The organism is Clostridium lentum, assembly GCF_014287815.1.
Classification (GTDB): domain Bacteria; phylum Bacillota; class Clostridia; order Clostridiales; family Clostridiaceae; genus Clostridium; species Clostridium lentum.
The window spans coordinates 120,289-141,423 of record NZ_JACOOQ010000001.1 but is presented as its reverse complement, the minus strand read 5'-3'; the positions used below and the strand labels follow the sequence as shown (position 1 = coordinate 141,423).

The following is a 21,135-nucleotide window of genomic DNA, read 5'->3' as shown; positions in this document are numbered from 1 at the left end:
ATAGACCATAATCATATATATCCCATTATCACTTATAACTTTTGTATTTATATTAATTATTTATATAGTATTTTTTCAAACTTATGATATTTCTCACTCTTATTTAAAAATTTATTTATAATTTAACTGCTTTACTTTATCTATTCAATAAAAGCTCTTTTTATCTTATTCTAAATCTTTTTATAAAACTATACATTATACTAGCTAACTTTCTTTTTATTCTAAAAAATATTTTTGCAAAATTTTTATCAATTCTATTAATATCGGTTTTATAGAACCATCTTAATTTTTTGTCAATCTCACTTATATCATAATTTACCCTAAATTCATCCTGAATATATTTCCACCTAAAATTACCAATAAATATTCTATTCTTTAAATCTTTAACTATATTAACAAATTCCTTATCAGTATAATTGAAACCATATTTTCTTGGATCTTCTTTCTCTGCTAATATACCAAATAAAGTTCTATAACATTTTTCACACTTACAACAATTACTTCCACCTGTTGATTCCCAGCAAACTCTTAATGGAATCTCTACATTATTCTCTCTTGAATATTGGCAAATATATTTAATTTTATCTTGTCTAGATGCTTCATATCCATCATGCTTTACTTTTGCTCCACAAAACCTTACATTATCATCAATGGTAGGATCAGATGCACAGGTAACTTTCCCCTTTTCCTGAATAGTAAAAGATGCTGCAATATAAACTTTACTAATATTATTTTTATAAATATACGGTGCTACATGTCCTATTAGTCCTATTCCATGTTGAAATCCATGCCACCATCCATCATTTGCTCTACTATATACAGCTTGTCCTAATCTTCCTTCATTAATGAACATTCTAAAACTAGATTTTATCCAAGTATGGTCAATATCATATAACTTAGCTGTTGCTTTAGTGTGCTCTATAACCTTACTCCAACCCTCAGTATCATTTAATTTAATATCCGAACCCCATATAGTTGCTATGCATGGCTTTTCCTTTATATGAGATAATAAAGTATAAAATGCATCTACTCCGCCACTAAATAAAGCTAATGATTTTTTATTATCTTCTACTTTATAACTAACAATATTATTTACTGTTAACTTTCCCAAAAAATCAATTTTAGGATACATATCTATATATCCCTTTTTAAAATTTGAAATACTATTATAGAAATCTTCATCAACTTCATCTATTATAATTTCTCCATCAAAAATCCAGGCAATTGGTAATACATTGCATAAGAATGGAATAACAGCTATTCCATAGGGTATTTCCTCAATTTCTTGGTCATATTCAATTATAAATTTTTCTTTATTATTAAAATATTGTTTCCACTCTCCATCAACTTCAAAGTTATATTCTATTATATTTTTTTCTTTTTCAATACAGTTTACAACTACTCTATTCCTCATAGTAACTCCTTATTTTTTATATTTATGCTATCTTTAACTTTTTCTTAAATAATTTAAGTAAAAAATTTCTTTCTTCTCTACTTAAAACAATAAACATATTTATAATTAATCCTAATATTGCAGTTATTCCAGCTGCTATAATAAGCATAATCCAGGAATTCACTGTTACAAACTGTTTGATTGTAGTCCCTACTAATACAAGGACAATTACACTAGTAACTGAAGATAATACCTCTGGAAAGAAAGTGTTCCATTTTAAACCAATATACTTAGCGGTAAAAGGTACTGTATATATCATATTACGTGCTAAATTAACGAAAGAACTTACTCCTGCTATTGCAAATACTCCTAAGTTAGTAGTCTTCATTAATATAAAAACAATAATGGTACTAATTAATCCTGATAGTAATACTAATAGAGAATTTATTTTTAATTTGTTTACAACAGTAAAAATAGTATATAAACACTGAGTTCCACTAGTAAATATAAGCCCAAAACACGTAAGTACTGATAATATTTGGAGAACTTTTGCATCTTGTGATGGTACCCATAAGCTATAGAATTCACTTCCATAAATTATTAATATAGCAAGAGGGATAGTTAATAAAACTCCTGTTAATTTCATTCCTTTTTTTAAATTTTTCTTTAATGAATCTTTATCATTATGAGCATAATCTATGGTAAGTGTAGGAACAAATATACTTGTTAGACTTCCTGATAGCCCAGTAATTATATTAGGAACTGTCTTAGCTAATGAAAGTGCACCCATAGAAGTTGCTCCAACAAATAAATTGGCGATTAATAAATCTAATCCACTTAAAAGAATTTGTCCTGTTTGATTAATCGTATTCCATATTCCTGAAAAAATTAACTCTTTTACATAAATCCAATTAAAATACTTTCTCTTTATTATAAGCTGTGGCAATAACTTCTTATGATAATACCAATTATATACAGCGATATAAATAGTACATACTAAACTTGCTATAGCTATATAATATACTTTAGGTGAAAATATTATAAATAATCCTAAAATACAAACTACTTTTAATATATTTGATTGTAAAGATTTAATTGATTGTAAGTAAAGATTATTAGTAGCAAATGTAGCTGTAGCCCAATTTGGCAATATCATACCAATAAAATAATTAATGAATATTATGGAAAATAATATTTTAACATCAAATATGAGGTTGCTAGGTATATTTATTAAATATTCTAATTTTATAACACTTACTACTGCAGGTACTGCCAAAACAGAAGCAGTTATTAAGTTACCACCAAATACAGCATTATAATATTTATTAGCCTTTTCATAATCACTTTGATGAATTGCAATGGTTATAAATCTACCAGACATTGAATTTAATGCTATTGTAACTAAACTAGCATATGTAATAAAATTATTTGCTAAAGAAATAAATCCATTAGCTTCAACCCCTAAATTTTTAACTATATATGGAGATAAATAAAAACCTATTATTAAATTAATTCCAAAGGCAATTATACTGCTAAGTAAATTTATAATTAGTTTTTTATTTTCAGATAAATTATCTTCCATCCCTTAATACCTCATTTCTTTTCAAATTAATAAATAGCATATATACTTATTTATTAATTATGCATTTTATTATTTTTCTTATATAATCATAAAAACATCCTAAATAATATGATCTATTATATAATCTAATTCTTACTTGACCATTTTTGTTGTAACTTCCTATGTGTTCATTTATATATTGATTCTTAATTATATTAATATTTTTCTTTTTATACATTCTATATAAACTTTTATTATATGCATTATGTTTATTAAAATTGATAACCACATAAATAAATAAATTTAAGTATATACACATTTCTAATTCATCTAAAAAAATATTATATAACTTATTCTCTTCTAAAACTTCATGAATAAAATCTATAGATTTACATATATCTAAAGATTTATTATTTAGCTGTTTTGTAGCACTGTCTACCCTTTGATAATAATTATATAGCTCTTCACCTAGAACACTAACTTTAGGGTGTTTAGAGTATATCTCTACTAAAGCTGCTAAGTCTTCTGAATAACTAACTTCCTTAGGAAATTTCACTTTATTTTCTATTATAAAACTTTTTCTTATAAATTTATCCCATAAAAAAGGTGATGATTTTCCAATTAATAAATTCTTAAGTAAATCCTTATCATTATATATCTCTATATTAAAGCTTCTTACTATTTTTCTTCCAAAATCATCAACTATATACGAATTATATACTACTATATCTGCTTGATCTTGCTCAATTTCATTATATAATCTCTCTATTGCATTTAACTCTAACCAATCATCTCCATCTACAAACAATACATACTTACCATTACATTTATCTAATCCTGCTTTTCTTGCTTCTATTGCACCTTTATTAACTTGATTAATAATTTTTATTCTTTTATCCTTTAATGCCCATTCGTTAATTATACTTAAAGTTTTATCAGTTGATCCATCATTTACAATCAATATTTCTATCTCTTTAAATGTTTGATTTATTACAGACTTTATACACTTTTCGATATATTGCTCAATATTATAAGCAATAATTATAACACTAACCTCTTCCATATCCTTCAGTTCCTTTAAAATAACTACTATAATTCAAAAATATAATCTTTTTAATAAAAAGCACTTTATTTTATTACTTCTTTTATTTTTTCAGTTAATTTATCAAAATAAATATCTTTAAATTTAATATCATTAAATTCTTTTAAATTAATTAATTCATTGATTAACGGTTCAATATATTTAAAATCCAATTTATCTACAAGTTTTATATAGTTTAAATCTTTAATCCATACATATGTTCCTGTAACCTTATGATCTAATGATTTAGTTACAATACATGGGGTTTTTGTTATTGCACAAAATACCATTCCGTGCAATCTATCTGTAATAACAATCTTTGATTTTGAAAATTTATCAAACATTTTATTTAATTCTTTTTCTCTTTCTTCCTTTGTAACAGTTTTATTTATTACTGTATCAAATTCAACTACTTGTCCATGATTTCTTTTTAAATCAGTAATTAACTTTTCTTTATTACTTCCTAATACACTTTCCTTATCATTTCTAAGGCAAGTCATAATATATTCTCTCTTAAACTTATTGTCATGTATTGTGTTATTTAAATATAATACTGTGTCTGGATTTAAAATAACATTTTTATCTTTAAAGTTTTCTTTCATTATCTTATAAGATGTCTTTTCTCTAGAAATTAATATTAAATTCTTATTTTTATTATATATTTGTTGTGTTTTTAAAAACTCTTTTTTTCCATCTGCATCAAGAGTAAAACTTATAGTTTGAGGCATAGAAATTATCTTATTATTTGGAAAATTTTTAATTACAAATCTTCTATCACGTTCTTCATCAATCCATAAATTCCCCATATTTCCTCCACCTATTAAAACTATTAAATCATCAGGATTAACTACTTTTTTTATCGCTTTCATATATTTATAAATATCACGTCTATAAACTTCTATTATTTCATAATTACTAAAATTATCTCTTAAATACTTATTAGTTGCATATACAATAGCTTGATCCCCCATATTTCCATGCAATGGAGTTAAAATATGAATAATCTTTTTCTTATCCTTGTATTTTTTAAATATATTATAATATCTAAAACCTATACTATACATAATTTTATTTATTTGATCTTCATTTAATCTTCTAATTAATAACTCTTTTATCTTTCTCATAGCTTCTCCATTAAATATAATCAATATTATTAACTCTGTATTTGTTCCTTATATTATTTATAAGTTGATATAAAATTGGATTAATTGCAAATAAACTCCATAATAATTTTGCCTTTAAATTATAATTAGGATTACTAAGCAAATATTTCAAAATACCTTTAAACTGCTTTTTCATATACCTTAACATATCATTATTATTCAATTCATACTTTGTTCTAAAATAATAATCAAAAAAATAATAAAGATAATTATTCTGTGTTTTATACTCTAATTCCTTTAAATGAATCTCTCTAAAGAAATCCATTCTTTCCTTCATTGCATCTAAAACATCCAATTTGTTAACATTAAAACTTGATCCCATTATACTTCCATTTCTCTGTAAGTAATAATATAACTTATCATAGCAATAAACAGATTTATTACATTTATAAAGTAACTTATGAATAATAAATTCATCTTCATGATATTTTCCATAATCGTATCTTATTTTCTCAAATAAATTCTTCTTATACAATTTATTCCATGCTACAATGAATTGTATATTTTCACTACTATATAACTTTTCTAAAGATTCAATATTATTATTAACACTTATTTTTTCACTAATTATGTCTTGCTCTTCATCTACATCATCATTTTCATAAACATATTCAAAATTACATATGGAAATTTCAGCATTATATTTAATAGCATTTTTATATAAAATTTTATACATATTCTTATTAATATAATCATCTGAATCAACAAATGCTATATAATTTCCCTTTGAATATTCTATTCCAACATTTCTTGCAGAGGATAATCCACCATTTTCTTTATGAATAACTTTTATTCTTTCATCCTTTATAGCATATTCATCTATTATTTCTCCGCTGTTGTCTGTAGAACCATCATCTACTAATATTAATTCAAAATCAGTAAAACTTTGATTTAATATATAATCAATACATCTTTTTAAATATTTTTCAACATTATAAACTGGAACTATTATACTAATTTCCGGATTCATTCCCCTTTATCCTCTCTATAATTTCTTAAATTTAGGAACTATTCTTTCCTCATACTCACTTATTGGTGGTAACCAATTAAATATTTTTGCTTTTTTAATTTTTCTATTAAATTCCCTTAACCATTTAAGATTATATTTAAAATTATTGTTTATTAGTTCTTCTTTTTGTGGAATATCATTATACACATCTTCTAAAAGTTTTTTCCATTTACTGCACACATTGTATATATCAAATTTTTCTCTAACAAATTTTTCTCCATATAAACCCATATCTTCATTTAATTTATCATCTTTTAATAAAGTAACTATTGCATCTTTTAACTGCTTTTCATTTTTTACTAATATTCCTGATTTACCATCTTCAACTGTATCTAATAAACCATTTTTCTTGCAACTTACCACCGGAACCTTCATAGCTTCAAATTCTATTGCACTTATACAAAAAGTTTCACCAAATCCTGAAGGATTAGCAATTCCAACCTTTGTTTCATTTATAGCATTTATTTTTTCTTCTCCATTTAATACCCCTAAGAACTTAACGCTATTCATTACTTTTCCATTGTCATCTAAAAGATATGGCATAAATCTTTTTTCATATTTTTCATCTGCAATTCCAAAATTTCCTGTAGATGCATTTTCATCATATAACTTAGAACCACCCATAACATGAAGTTCTGCATCTGGTACTTCTTTAACAACTTCTTTCCATACCTTTGCTAATATATGAAATCCCTTTGTAACTCTTAATCCGCCCATGAATGTAACAATATTTCTCTTTTTAATATCTCTACTTTTATAAGGAGAAAAATCTAAGCAATTATATATATATGCTGATTTTTCAAAAACCTTATGATCTCTTAATCTATCATATTGTTCTTTTCCAACACATAAATTTCTTTTTAAATATTTGCATCCACTGGCATATTTTGAACCTATGATACTTTCATAATTATGAGACCACATTATAGATTTAACTTTTAACTCATCAATTAAATTAAATAATTTAATATCATGATATGGCCCTTTGAATATAAAAATATCACCATTAATTTCTTTACATATCTTTACTGCCTCTATTTCATCTATACATCTAATAGATATAATTTCTTTAGGTAAAGTATCAATATGAGATGCCAATACTACTACATCAACTTCAGGATATATTTTTTTTAAATAAAAACTAATTGTCCAAAACATAAACTCTGTTCCACCAATACCAGGATTGCCTAGTAAGGGATTAGAAAAAATTTTTTTTTCTAATCCATGAGTATTTAAATAAAAACAAACCTTCATATTATATCCCCACAATCTTTAATAAATTAATAAAATTCTTCGCTCCTAAATATTTAATCAATTTATTTCCAATTAAATTTTTTTTTATACTTGATTTATTTAAAACATTTTTTGTAGATGCTATTACTTTTGCACATTTATTAATATTATATTTTTCTTCAACACCTCGTGTAATCATTAAATCTCCCCAATACATTCTTACCAGGTCATCAATAATAACTTTAGAGGCATTTTTCTTTTCAAAGAACTTTATTAAATCATCTGCTATTATTAATCTATCGCATATTTTTTTACATATTGCTCTTTCATCTCTTGATGTAATTGTGGAATTTTCTCTCATTCTTCTCATATACCAAGGCTTATCATCTATAAATATTTTTTTAGCATAATAAAATACTTTAAAAGTCCATTCTGCATCTTCATGATAATAACCTTCTCTAAAAAATAATTTATTTTTTAGAATAAACTCTTTTCTACATACTTTTAAATATGGTGCATGATGAAATGAGTTTTTATTTATTAAATCAACTAATATCTCTTTGCCTTCCTTATCTCTAATTTCATCATTAGTTAAATTTATAGGTAATACTTCTGTTATTTTCTCCTCATTACCATCTTCAAATCTACAATATGATGTATAAATAAAATCATATTTATTACTATCTAATATATTTATAAACTTCTCTATTATTACTTTGTCACTTATATAGTCATCACTATCTATAAATAATATGTAATCACCTTTTGCTTCTTTCAATCCTATATTTCTTGCAACAGATTGACCACTATTTAAAATATCAAATACTTTAACTCTATTATCTTCTTTTAAATATTTATCACATATATCTCCACTCTTATCTGTAGATCCATCATTAACTAATATAACTTCAAAATTCTCATATGACTGAGCTAATATACTATCAACACATTTATTTAACCATTTTTCCACATTATAAACAGGTATTATAACACTGATTTTCGGCTTGGTAGTCATCATTAAATAACCTCTCAATATCACTAATTCTATTTTTATAATTAAAGAAATCTATTCTTTCCTTAGATTTTTTCTTATAATATTTAAGCTTTTCATCATTATTTATAATTTCTTTTAAACCTTCATATAAAGCCTCTTCATTATTTTCAACCATATATCCAAATTGTCCAAAATTTAAAAGTTCATTTGGTCCTGAACAGTTTGTACTTATAACAGGTAATCCTAAAATCATTGCCTCTGCTATTACTAATGAAAATCCTTCATTTTTAGATGAGCATACAAATAAATCCCCTTTACTTATATACTTATATGGATTTTCCTTAAAGCCTAATAATTTAACATTACTTAAGTTATATTTATTTATAAGCTCTTCTAACTTAGGTCTAGCCCATCCCTCTCCTAAAATCCATAATTCATATTTAATATTATCTCTATTTAATTTATTACAAACTTCCAAAAGGCTTTCATACCCCTTTTGTGATACTAATCTTCCGCTGGTAACTAATAACCTTTTATCTTTTGGCTTTTCTATATCATTTACTTCTTCTTCAGCTTTTTTTACTACCTCTTCAGCTATAATAGGATTATATTTAACTTGAAGATTATCAAAATCATCTCCAAATAAATTTTTAAACCCTTCCTTAGCAGAGTTAGAAACAAAAACTATATCATTAAACTTTTTATAGCACTCTTTTTCTCTTTGTAAGCTTTCTCTAAAAACTCTACTTGTCCAATGTCCTTGAGATAGATCAATATGAACCCATGCAATTTTTTTGCTATTAGGATTAGTAGATGCCCCTATTATTTTTGTAGCTCTTCCTTCAATAAAAGCAATTTCAATATCATACTTTTCTCTTATTCCAAGCTTATAAAGTAAACTTCCATCACTTTTTTCCACAAAATTATGAAACACTCTGCTTATTCCTCTTATATTAGGAAAAATAGATTTATATTTTACATCTTTTCTTAAATCTTTTTTTCTTACACCATAATCCCATATACTCATTACAGTAATATCATATTTACTTATATCCATATTATTTATTAAATCTATAAATACTTTTTCAACTCCACCACCAGCAAAGCTTTCTATTAAAAATAGAATTTTTTTCTTCATATTTTTACCCCTATTTTAAGAATTTCTTTACTTTACAAAGATCATATATTATATTAACACTTCCTTCTTTCATAGCTTTAAATACCATATTTGTGTAAAATGAATTTGCTCTATCTAGTATTTCTAAAGAATCTTTAACTTGTTTTGTATTTAATATTTTTTCTATTTCCTTCTTCTTTTCTTTAGTATTTAAGTCACATTTCTTATGGTTATATATTTCAAAACACTCAATAACATGATGTATATACATGGAAGCTAATTTCTTTTTATTTTCATCATTATATATACCCCAGCTTTCCAGTAACTCCTTTAATCTATCATATCTAAAAGTTCTTACTTTAAACTTATTAGCATGATATCTTGTAACTATTGTTTCTTCAAAAGTTTTTACATAATGATAATAAGATTTTGTGCTTATTGTTAACTTATTTAATGCTTTGAAAACATCTATATTAAAGTTAGTATCTTGATCTATTGGAAGCCATTCAATAAACTTTAAGTTGTTTTTCTTTAAAAACTCTCTATTATAAAGTTTATTGTGTGTATAGTTAAATAAAAGATTATCAAATAAATCCATAAATATTAGTTTTATTTCTTCCTGTGAATTTAACACCATATCTTTATAATGAGCTTCACTGATAACAACCTGTCCATTCTTTTTGTGTACATCAAACTTCATACCACACATTACAACTTCAGCATTAGTTTTTTCACCTAAGTTATATTGTTCTTCTAACATATTGTTTTCTATATAATCATCAGCATCTACAAGTTGAATATATTTTCCCTTAGCTATAGATATTCCTGTATTTCTTGCTATACATGCACCTTCATTTTTCTTATTAATTACTATTATTCTTGAATCTCTTTTAGCATATTCTTCACATATAGCTAAACTCTTATCCTTCGAGCCATCATTAACTAAAATTAACTCTATTTCCTTTAAACTTTGGCTAAGCATACTTTCTATAGACTTAGCTAAATATTTTTCAGCATTATATACTGGCATTACTACACTAACTTTTATACTCATTATGCTTTCACCTTCCTAGCTAAAGATATTCCTTTAAATGCAGCTGATATTAATAAAGTATTATTCATTCTTACTAAAAAGGAAGTTAAACCTATAATTCCTTTATCACTTTTTCTATTAACTGCACACTTTTTTACATATGGTCTATCTATTATTCTTCTTATATATTCTCTTTTTTCCTTTGAAGTTAATTTACAATTATCATGATATAAATTTAAAAATGCTGAAAATGCTCCAGTTAAGTGATTACCATAAAGTACATAAGCATTTTCATTACTATAAAAATTCATATCTTCTAAAAAGCTTTCTAATAGTGAATGTATTTCCCATCCCCTCTCATACATATTTTCTATATACTGATATGTAATACTGTTATTATTTCTTCTAATATAGTAATAAAGCTTTTCTTTAATAAATGATATTTTTTTAGTTTTTCTAAAATACTGAAGGTTAAAAATAAAATCTTCTCCTGTTTTAATATCTTCATCAAAAGTTATATTATTATTTTCTATAATTTGTCTTTTATATATTTTGTTCCATAATGGATTTAAAAGACCACTATTTCCAAAATCCATAATATAATCTTTCATTTCTGACATTTCCATAACTTCTTTTAGATAAAACTCTCTAGTTATATCTTCAATTTTTCCTGTATTTAAAATCTTTCTTTCAATAAAATTACATACTGATACATCTGAATTATTTTTTTCTATAGAATTTATTAATATCTTTAGATAATCCTCATGTATTAAATCATCACTGTCAACAAATACAATATATTTTCCTTGAGCATTTTCAAGAGCTACATTTCTCGTATGAGATACACCTAAATTTTCTTGAAATATATATTTTATTCTCTTATCATCATTCATAAGCTTTGTACATATTTCTTTACTATTATCTGTAGATCCATCATCAACTAATATAAGTTCCCAGTCAGTATAGCTTTGATTTATAACTGCTTGTACTGTTTCTAATAAAAATTTTTCACTATTATATACTGGCATCAATACACTTATAGAAATATTACTCACTATCATTCCCCCTGATTTTATTATACTTTTGTATTGCTCTTGCTCTTTTAAGCCTTTTACTATGAATTACTGCTGCTAAAGAATTTAAATTCAGATAACATAATATAGAAAATGTTTTATCAAATATTTTATTAACAGTTAAATAGCTTCCTTTATGATTTATAAAATATTTATCTAACTTACTACTAAAGGCTATATTTTTTAATGCAGCTTTAAAACCTTTAATTTTGCTATATTCCTTTATAGCTTTTGAAATATTTTTCACATTTACTTCATCAACATATGATAATGCATTAATAAATTCCCAATAAATTAGATAATTTATATATTGCTCTGCTTTAATACTGTTTTTTTCAAGGAAATCTCTTATTATATCTACAGTATTTATGCACCTTTTTACCATATTACTTTTTGCTACGCTACTTTTAGTAAGTGAAGCTTCTGTTATTATGTAGTTATATAAAGGTTCGTCTAAACAATATATTTTTTTAGCTTTCATCATTGCTTCAAAATTAAATAATGTATCTTCACTGGCAACTTCGTTATAATTTACAAATTTAATATTATTATTTTTTATAAGCTCACTTTTGAATATCTTATGCCATACTGCTGTTCCTAATTTACAGTATTTTTCACAAAGGAAATCTTCCTTAATAATCATATCCATATTAATGATTCCTTCTTCTAGGCATAAGCTAACCTTTTTTTCTTCACCTTTTACATCATTAACATTACATATAACTATTTCACAATTATTATCTTCAGCTTTTTTATACATTTTTTCATACATTGTCACATCAATATAATCATCTGCATCAACAAAGCCTATATACTTTCCAGAAGCATTTTTTAAACCATTATTTCTAGCCTGTGATACTCCTGAATTAATTTGATCTATAACTTTAATTCTTTTATCTTCTAAACTTAAAGCTTGTAACACATCTAATGTTTTATCTTTTGAGCCATCATTAACTACAATAATTTCAATTTCTTTTAAGCTTTGATTTGAAATAGATTTAATACATTTTTCTATATATTTTTCTCCATTAAATACTGGAACAATTACACTAACTAAAGGCTTAATGGTAACCCTCTCCTTATTTCAATATTTCTAAATAAGATTTTACTGCTTTATCATAAGTAAATAGTTTGCTTCTTTCTTGTGATAAACTTAAAAATTTATTATATAATTCATTGTTATTTACCATAGTGTTAAAGCATTTTGCTAAACCGTTATAATCATCTACTTTAAATATAAGACCATATTTTCCGTTATCTAATATTTCCTTTGGCCCATAATCACAATCACTTGATATTATTGGTTTTTCACAATATAATGCCTCAATCATTACTGTTGGTAATGCTTCTCCCCTACTTGCTGAAACTAATATATCCATTTGATCTAATATTTTAAAAACATCTTTTCTCGCTCCCCAAAATTTCACCTTATCTTTAAGCTTATTATCTTCAATTAATCTTAATACCTCATCATTAAATGTCTTATCTTCAACACCACCAATAAAATTTAAAGTAAAGTTTCTATCTTTTACTTCACTAAAAGCTTTAATAATTATATCCTGAGCTTTTCTTGGTTGAATCCAACCTATAACTGCAATATTGATATTTTTCTTACCTTTAATATCCTTATATTTAATTTTGTGATACTTTATTTCATAAAAAATAACTGGATTATATATTGTAGTAATCTTTTTCTTATTTACCCAACCTTCTTTTATGAGAGCTTCCTTTAATTCATTGGAAACAGCAATAACTTTATCACATAAATTTAAAGATATTTTTGCTACACCACTTCTTAAAATATCATTTTTAGAAAATCCCCATAAATTAGGTCTTATATGAACAACAGAAATTACTTTTACTTTTTTTCCGCTAAAAACTGCTGCTAATTTTGCTATAAGACCTTCAAACCATGTATTTGCTATAATTGAATCTATATCTTTATCTAAAATAAATCTTCTAAGCTTCATAATTCTATTACCATGATTAGTACAGCTTAATAACGTTATATTATTTCCATATATAGTATCTGCACTAAAGGTAACTATTTCACTTTTAATATTTTTCTTTTGAAAAGCATGATGCATATTATATACAAATTTACTGATTCCACCATTATCTAGAACATTACTATATATCGCTATTGCCATAATTTCTCTCCTTAAATAGTGCATAAAATATTTATCCACTTATTGATTATTGAATTAATATTAAACTTATCTATATCAAGTTCTGCTTTATCACTAAATTCCTTTAGCTTTTTATCATCTTGTAAAACACTATTAACTTTATTACTCATTTCTTTAATATCATTTGCTTTAACTAAATATCCATTAACATTATTTCTTATAATTTCTGATGGTCCAGTTGGACAATCAAAACTTACTATAGGTAGCTTATGATTTTTAGCTTCTAAAAGAGTCATTGGTAATCCTTCAAATCTTGAAGTCATTACATATAAAGCACTATTTTCATAATAATCTTCCACATTAGAAACTTTACCTTTAAGAATTAATCTATCTTGTAAATTATATTCCTTGATTTTACTTTGAAGCTTTTCTTTATCTTCACCATCACCTAATATAAGCCACTTATACTCTTTATTTTTCTCTAAGACATCCTTTGCCACATCAATAAGCATGTCAAATCCCTTTTGATATGTAAGCCTTCCTACACTTACTATTTGTTTTGAATGTAAGCTACACTTCTTAACTTCCTTTATTTCCATAGGATTATAAATATAGTCTATTTTTCCTATTATTTTTAAATTATTTAAGTAATTATTTTTATCTTCCTCTGTAAGAGTGATTATATAATCTGAAAATTTAGCATCAATTTTTCGTGCTAAAGCTCTTAAGGAAGATCCGTTGTTTTCATAGAAATTAAAGTGTTCCCAAGCTATATGCTTTGTTTTAGTAAATCTTGTGGCTGGAATCGAAAATATACTACTTATTACTTCCACATCTATAAAAACATCAATGCTATTTTCTTTTATATAATCTCTTATGCCTTTAACTACTTTAAAATATTGCTTCTTAAAATTTAAAGACTTACTATTTAAAATTCTATTTTGCTTTATTCTACTATCTATCTTGAAAAAGGAAGTATTCTTTTCATTTACCGTACTTAAAATATGAATTTCAAATAAATCTTCTTTTTTACAAAGCTCATTGGCTATAATAGCTAATACTCTTTCAGTTCCCCCACTTCTAGACATATCTCCACTTAAAAAGCATATTTTCTTCATTCCCCATTCCCCTTAATTAAAACTTATACAAAATATTCTTGACAAAATTTTCAATATTATCACTTACCTTTTTATTTTTATCTATGACATATATACCGCTTACTAATACTAATGAAGTAAACTTATTTCTATGTCTCATAGCTGTACCAGTATTAAGACTTCCAAGTCCAAAAACAAAACCACCAAGCAACAATACTAAAACTAAAGCTTTGACCTTACTTTCCATGGTTCTAAAATACCGTGCCATTAAATACATACCGAAAACAAATATAGTAGAGTCAAACATTAATGTTGCTATATCCAATCCCCCTCTTACAAGCCATGGCATAGGTGAAAATAATAAAAATATTTCCTTAACAGGTCCCCAAATTATTAAGTCTATTGGACTATCCATTTCTATATTAGTTAAGTAAGCGGAACCTCCTCCTGTATCTGCTGTAGCCTTACCATATATTTCATCACCTGCACTTTGTAATACAAGAAGTGCTACAACTATTCCCGCTGCAATTATAAGCTTATTAAATATATTAAAGCTAATTTTTTTCTTTTTACGACTATAAAAAATAAAATAATAAATATATGGAACAACAATAACACTAACACCACTATGATATTTTCCTCCCATAAGTCCCATTAGTATGGCGAGTACTGCATATATATAGTTATATTTTTCAAACCATTTAAGGAAAAAGTAAATAGATTGAACTATAAAATAATACATTGATGCTTCTCTCAATAGTGCATATCCCATAAGCATAGGTATAGGCATGAAAAGCCATAATGCAATTAATAGCTTTTCATTTCTAGTCTTAAATTCTAACAAATCAGCTATATCAATAAGCTTTGTCGCTGCTAGCATGATAAATGATATATTTATAAAATGTCCAAAGAAGTTGTACTCTCCAAAAATATAGTAAACAACCCCTAAAAATTGAGAATAAAAACCTGTAAAGTGCTCTAAAAGCTGTTCTGGCAGTGCTGCAGCCGTGAGCCTTGCCATTTCATCAAATTTATATGCATCACCAGTGTTAAATGGTAATCTTGATACATTAGTATCATAAATCATCATTAATAATCTAAGTAAAAAGCCTATAAGTAAAAACATAAACATGGTGGTATCCTTAGATTTATGATAAAACCATCCAATAAGAACAAAGGAATTTATAAACATCCAAAGTACAGTTAATGTGTAGCTATCAACTACATCCTTTAACATTAAACTTATAAATGCTTCCATCATTGAAAATAACAAATATATTCTCATTGGTTTCCTCCTTACTTATCACTTAGCCATTTAAAACATTATCATATATGCTTTCTATATTTTTCACATAACATTTTATATTGTATTTTTTCTGTACAAATTTATATCCGTTTAATGCATATCTTTTTGCAATATCCTCATTGCTCTTAATTTTTTCTAACTTATCTATAAACTCTTTATAATTCCCTGCTTGTATTAATAATCCTGTTTCATTTGTCACTAACTCATTAATGCTTCCAACATCCATTGATATAACTGCTTTCTTAAAGGCCATGCCTTCTAATAATACCATTGGCAAGCCTTCATATATTGATGGTAAAAACAGCACATCTATTAGAGGATAAAATTTATAAATATCTTCTTGAAAGCCAGTAAGAATAAACATATCATTGATACCTAATTTCCTAATAAGATCATTAACTTGCTCTTGCTGTTCACCATTTCCTACTAAAAGAACCTTACAATCTTCAAATCTTTTTTTATTCTTAGCAAACTCATTAATAAATGGTACTATTCCTTTTTGTTCTGATAATCTTCCTATAAAACCCAAAATTTTCTTATCTCTTGGAATATTAAATTCCTTTCTGACATTTTCAATATCATTAAAACTAATATTTGTAATATCTTCTATATCCATTGCATTAGAAAGACTTTCTGTTTTATTCTTATTAAAATATGGTGCATATTTATCATAAAAATCATATACTCGACTGCCGCATGTAATATTAAAATCATATTTAGGTCTAAAAATACTATCTATCTTCTTATTAATTCCATCTTCCTTTATCCATGGATAACAATTATGAATATGTGAAATTACTTTTACATCTACTCTATATATTCCTTTTAATATATATCCATATAATGATGCTGTATTATCATGGCAGTGAAGTATTTCTATATTTTTTTCCTTAATTAAAGACTTTAATTTTTTTAAAGTCTTTAATAAATTTTTTTTACTAAAGCTTAATGTATATGTATCTATACCTTTATCATCAAAAGCCTTCTTTAAACTTTCTCCACCACAAACAACTATTGGTTCATACTTTTTAAAATTGCTGCACATTAATAATGCCATTTTTTCTGCTCCGCTCATTTTATTCATTGGCAGAATATGCATAACCTTCTTTATGATAATAACCTCCTTCTTCTAATTCCTTATATATAAGCCTTAATCCTTCGTTAATGGTCTTAACATCATACTTTTCAATTTCTTTTGAAATTATAAATTGATTATCTCCATATAAATACTGATTTTCTATAGCTTTTGCTGTAGCTTCATAGTCTCCTACTTCCACTATCTCACCAACGGTTTCATCTACCACAATATCTCTACAGCCTCTTATATTAGTAGCAATTACTTTTTTACCACAGGCCATAAGCTCCATTAAGTTTCTTGGCAAACCTTCTCTATATGAAAGAAGTACCCCTATATTACATATATTAATAAGTTCATTAATATCATTTCTAAATCCTAGGAAATTAACTTTACCTTCAAGCCCTCTATTTTTAACTTCACTTTGTAGTTCTGAAAGTTTATCTCCTTCACCTACACATATGGCTTTTATTTCAGGATATGTATCCTTTAAAACTTCCATTGCTTCAATAAGTTGTACTTGATTTTTATTTTCATTAAGTTCCGCTATCATCAAAACAACAAAATCATTTTCTTTTAGCCCAAGCTCCTTTTTCTTGCTTAATATTTCTTTCTGAGATAATTTCTTATATTGATTTAAATCTAAACCTACGCCATTTAATAAATAACAATTCTTTGGCTTTAACTTATTTTTAGTTATTTCATAATCTTCAGAATTAATATTAATAGTAGTATCTGTAAGCTTGGCCATTATTTTTTCTATGGGATAATACATTATCCATCCTAACTTTGAACCACCTTTTAAAAAATGATATCCATGAGCTGTATAAATTGTCTTTAAATTGTTAAACCTTAGCTTTAATAATCTTCCATATATAGATGCTATAGGTGTATGCACATGAACTATATCAAACTTCTCTCTTTTTTGTATCTTAACAAGATTGTTAAAAGCTCTTATGTTTCCTAAACCCAAAGGATTTCTAGAAAAAGGAATATCGTATATCTTTACTCCCTTTTCTAGCAGTCCTTTATTGATAGGCTTATCTATAGAGCAAGCACACTGCACTTCATAGCCTTCTTTTAATAACATTTCAATGTGAGGAACAAGAAATGCATTGATTGTCCTACTAACTGTTGTTACATATAATACTTTCTTCATTAACTCCTCCTAATTTTATTACTTTAGCAGGGATTCCTACTACTGTAGCTCCTGCTGGTATATCTTTTGTTACTACTGCTCCTGCACCTATTATCGCTGCCATACCTACATTTTTCCCTTGAATTATTGTAGACCCTGATCCAAACATGACTCCTTCTCCAATTCTGTCATTACCTGATATATTTACATTCCATAAAAGAGATACATAATTTTCTATTATGGTATCATGACCTACTCCACATTTTGGACTTATTATCACGTGATTTCCTATGGATACATTAGCAGTTATAATAACACCTTCATAAACTATGCATCCCTCACCAATTTCCATATAATCATGTATCAAGACCTTTGGATGTACAATTGTAGCAAACTTAAATTTATTATTTAATTTTGTTACAATTCTCTTTTTAACCTCATAATTAGCAATAGCAATTATCACATAAGTATCTTTACACATCATAGTAAGAGAATCAATTCCACCTAAAACTGCATATCCATTTACAACATTACCCCAATTTTCTGGATTATCATCTATATATCCAATCAAGTTCCAAGTTGGCTCTAACCTATTTATCTGTTGTATTATCAAAGAAACTTCTCGACCTACGCCTCCTGCTCCAACAATAACTATATTTTTCATAACAACCGCTACCTTATAATTTGTTTAAATCTTTATTACATTTCTTAAATTTATAAATTTACTTTTCTTACTTTTATTTGAGTAATCATAATATAATTTTTCTGAATACATTTCTACATCATTTAAAATCGTTCCTATAATATTAGCATTTACCTTCTCTAACTCTTTAAAAGCTTGTGATACATGTTTTGATTTACTTATTTCAGATCGTACAACAACTACTGTAGCATCTGCCTTTATTGCCAATAGCTTCGAATCTGTTACTGGTAATATTGGTGGAGTATCTAAAATTATATAATCAAAATTAATTTTACATTGCTCTAAAAAGTTCTCCATAGTATTTGATCCTATAATTTCTGCAGGATTTGGTGGTAAAGTTCCTGTGGTAAGCAGATATAAATTATCATCTATCTTTTTCATTACATTATTTAATTTAGATGTACCAACTAAAACATCTGTTAACCCTTCTTCATTGGAAACATTAAATTTTCTATGAAGAGATGGCTTTCTTAAATCACAATCTATTATCAATACTCTCTTCCCATTTTGAAAAAATGTATAAGCTAAATTACCAGCAACTGTTGATTTGCCTTCTCCAGCATTAGAACTTGTCACTACTAATGTTTTTACTTGCTTATCAATAGATGAATACTGAATATTGGTTCTAAGGGATCTATAACTTTCTGCTGTAATTGATTTGGGCAATTTATCTACTATGAACATTTTTTCTTACCACCCTTTCAAACTCTTTTTCGTGTGTAGGTATTATTCCTAATATAGGTAAACCTGTTATCTTTTCTAATTGCTTTCTATTTTTCACACTTCCATCTAAATATATTAAGACCATAACTATTCCACTTGAAAAAATTAACCCTATAGCAAAACCTAATATTATAGGTTTCTTTTTATTTGGATATATAGTACTTACATTTATATCAGAAACTATTTTTGACTTTACATCAGGTTGAATTTCTTTTAATTCACTAATTAAACAATCATAAATAGTATCTATAATTTTCTCTACCTCCTCTTTATTTCCACCACTATATGAAATTGTAAATATAGGTGCATTTGCTCCTGGAGTAATTCCTATATTATTTTTTACAGTTTCATATTTTGTTTCAACATGATTTCTTTTAAGTGGTTTTTCTAAGTAATCTCCAGCCTTTATAATTTCAATAAATATTTTGCAAAAATTACTATAATACTCAATTTGATCTTCAGAATAATAATCCATTTCTTTTTCACTAGTACTTATTAATACTTTCATAAAACCTGAATAAGATGGTCCAATACCTATTGTCCTACTAAAACCTAAAATTGTGGTAATTAATGTTATAAGAATAATTATCCATAATCTTTTCTTGAAGCTTCTTAATATTTCACTTATACTAATTAAATTCTCTTCCATTTAATTTCCTCCTAGCATTTTATCTATTAGTTGCTTCCATTGAAATACTCCATTGTAGCATTATTTTCTTGATTAATACCTTCTTTAATAATTACCTTCTTCATAGTTAAAAATATTATCTTTAAATCTAGTAAAAGATTTCTATTTTTTACATACCAAACATCTAAATTAAATTTTTCAGTCCAAGTAATTGAGTTTCTGCCATTGATTTGCGCCCAACCTGTTAATCCTGGTCTTACATCATGTCTTTTACTTTGCTCTTCACTATATAAAGATAAGTATTGTGTTAAAAGAGGTCTTGGCCCAACAATACTCATATCTCCCTTTAATATATTAATAAGCTCTGGAAGTTCATCTACGCTTAAACTTCTAAGTTTAGCTCCAAAAGGAGTTAATCTTTCTTCATCACTTAAATAATTGCCGTTTTTATCTTTACTATCTTTCATTGATCTAAATTTAATCATTTTAAATACCTTATTATCTTTACCAACTCTCTCTTGCACAAAAAATACAGGACTTCCTAAATTAAAATAAACAAGAATTGCTACTATAATTAATATAGGTGATAAAACTACTAAGGCTGTCAATGAAATAATAATATCTAAAAACCTTTTAGCAATTTCATATAAAATATTCCCTTTAATATCAATTCACCTCT

General features: G+C 25.8%; 20 protein-coding genes. All 20 read right to left on the bottom strand.

What is annotated here, in order from left to right; translation table 11 throughout:
- Window positions 1–160: 160 nt before the first annotated feature.
- A complete protein-coding gene (locus tag H8R92_RS00630; protein ID WP_022212199.1) occupies window positions 161–1,414 on the bottom strand; it encodes a hypothetical protein in 1,254 nt (417 codons plus the stop codon).
- A 22-nt stretch (window positions 1,415–1,436) separates the two neighbouring features.
- Window positions 1,437–2,975 carry an MATE family efflux transporter gene (locus H8R92_RS00625; protein ID WP_022212200.1) on the bottom strand — a complete coding sequence of 513 codons (1,539 nt, stop codon included), beginning with the start codon at window positions 2,973–2,975 and terminating at the stop codon, window positions 1,437–1,439.
- Between the two features lie 46 nt (window positions 2,976–3,021).
- A complete protein-coding gene (locus tag H8R92_RS00620) occupies window positions 3,022–4,017 on the bottom strand; it encodes a glycosyltransferase family 2 protein (protein WP_022212201.1) in 996 nt (331 codons plus the stop codon).
- Between the two features lie 65 nt (window positions 4,018–4,082).
- Window positions 4,083–5,159, bottom strand: a complete 1,077-nt coding sequence (locus H8R92_RS00615; protein ID WP_022212202.1) for a polysaccharide pyruvyl transferase family protein — start codon at window positions 5,157–5,159, stop codon at window positions 4,083–4,085.
- A gap of 10 nt (window positions 5,160–5,169) precedes the next feature.
- Window positions 5,170–6,168 carry a glycosyltransferase gene (locus H8R92_RS00610; protein WP_186834396.1) on the bottom strand — a complete coding sequence of 333 codons (999 nt, stop codon included), beginning with the start codon at window positions 6,166–6,168 and terminating at the stop codon, window positions 5,170–5,172.
- A 15-nt stretch (window positions 6,169–6,183) separates the two neighbouring features.
- A complete protein-coding gene (locus tag H8R92_RS00605) occupies window positions 6,184–7,461 on the bottom strand; it encodes a glycosyltransferase family 4 protein (RefSeq protein WP_022212204.1) in 1,278 nt (425 codons plus the stop codon).
- A gap of 1 nt (window position 7,462) precedes the next feature.
- Window positions 7,463–8,458: a glycosyltransferase gene (locus H8R92_RS00600; RefSeq protein WP_243166540.1), complete on the bottom strand. Its 996-nt coding sequence runs from the start codon at window positions 8,456–8,458 to the stop codon at window positions 7,463–7,465.
- Window positions 8,412–9,572 (bottom strand): glycosyltransferase, encoded by a 1,161-nt coding sequence (locus tag H8R92_RS00595; RefSeq protein WP_022212206.1) that lies wholly within the window; start codon window positions 9,570–9,572, stop codon window positions 8,412–8,414. Before H8R92_RS00595 ends, H8R92_RS00600 begins: the two co-directional genes overlap by 47 nt.
- Before the next feature lie 10 nt (window positions 9,573–9,582).
- On the bottom strand, window positions 9,583–10,605 hold the full coding sequence (locus tag H8R92_RS00590) for a glycosyltransferase family 2 protein (RefSeq protein ID WP_022212207.1): 1,023 nt from the start codon (window positions 10,603–10,605) through the stop codon (window positions 9,583–9,585).
- Window positions 10,605–11,639: a glycosyltransferase family 2 protein gene (locus tag H8R92_RS00585; RefSeq protein WP_022212208.1), complete on the bottom strand. Its 1,035-nt coding sequence runs from the start codon at window positions 11,637–11,639 to the stop codon at window positions 10,605–10,607. The genes H8R92_RS00590 and H8R92_RS00585 overlap by 1 nt, the downstream gene beginning before the upstream one ends.
- A complete protein-coding gene (locus H8R92_RS00580; RefSeq protein WP_302630683.1) occupies window positions 11,632–12,702 on the bottom strand; it encodes a glycosyltransferase in 1,071 nt (356 codons plus the stop codon). Before H8R92_RS00580 ends, H8R92_RS00585 begins: the two co-directional genes overlap by 8 nt.
- Window positions 12,703–12,736: 34 nt before the next feature.
- Window positions 12,737–13,807 carry a glycosyltransferase gene (locus tag H8R92_RS00575; RefSeq protein WP_022212210.1) on the bottom strand — a complete coding sequence of 357 codons (1,071 nt, stop codon included), beginning with the start codon at window positions 13,805–13,807 and terminating at the stop codon, window positions 12,737–12,739.
- A gap of 11 nt (window positions 13,808–13,818) precedes the next feature.
- Window positions 13,819–14,904 carry a glycosyltransferase family 4 protein gene (locus H8R92_RS00570; RefSeq protein ID WP_186834395.1) on the bottom strand — a complete coding sequence of 362 codons (1,086 nt, stop codon included), beginning with the start codon at window positions 14,902–14,904 and terminating at the stop codon, window positions 13,819–13,821.
- 16 nt (window positions 14,905–14,920) lie between these two features.
- Complete coding sequence (locus tag H8R92_RS00565; RefSeq protein WP_186834394.1) at window positions 14,921–16,168, bottom strand: hypothetical protein; 1,248 nt, start codon at window positions 16,166–16,168, stop codon at window positions 14,921–14,923.
- A gap of 22 nt (window positions 16,169–16,190) precedes the next feature.
- Window positions 16,191–17,273, bottom strand: a complete 1,083-nt coding sequence (locus tag H8R92_RS00560) for a glycosyltransferase family 4 protein (protein ID WP_243175327.1) — start codon at window positions 17,271–17,273, stop codon at window positions 16,191–16,193.
- Window positions 17,266–18,423 (bottom strand): glycosyltransferase family 4 protein, encoded by a 1,158-nt coding sequence (locus tag H8R92_RS00555; RefSeq protein ID WP_186834393.1) that lies wholly within the window; start codon window positions 18,421–18,423, stop codon window positions 17,266–17,268. Before H8R92_RS00555 ends, H8R92_RS00560 begins: the two co-directional genes overlap by 8 nt.
- Window positions 18,392–19,066 carry an acetyltransferase gene (locus H8R92_RS00550; protein ID WP_186834392.1) on the bottom strand — a complete coding sequence of 225 codons (675 nt, stop codon included), beginning with the start codon at window positions 19,064–19,066 and terminating at the stop codon, window positions 18,392–18,394. Before H8R92_RS00550 ends, H8R92_RS00555 begins: the two co-directional genes overlap by 32 nt.
- Before the next feature lie 24 nt (window positions 19,067–19,090).
- Window positions 19,091–19,789 (bottom strand): CpsD/CapB family tyrosine-protein kinase, encoded by a 699-nt coding sequence (locus H8R92_RS00545; protein WP_186834391.1) that lies wholly within the window; start codon window positions 19,787–19,789, stop codon window positions 19,091–19,093.
- On the bottom strand, window positions 19,773–20,477 hold the full coding sequence (locus H8R92_RS00540) for a YveK family protein (protein ID WP_186834390.1): 705 nt from the start codon (window positions 20,475–20,477) through the stop codon (window positions 19,773–19,775). Before H8R92_RS00540 ends, H8R92_RS00545 begins: the two co-directional genes overlap by 17 nt.
- A gap of 26 nt (window positions 20,478–20,503) precedes the next feature.
- Entirely contained in the window at window positions 20,504–21,109 is a 606-nt protein-coding gene (locus H8R92_RS00535) for a sugar transferase (RefSeq protein WP_186834510.1), read from the bottom strand.
- Window positions 21,110–21,135 lie beyond the last annotated feature (26 nt).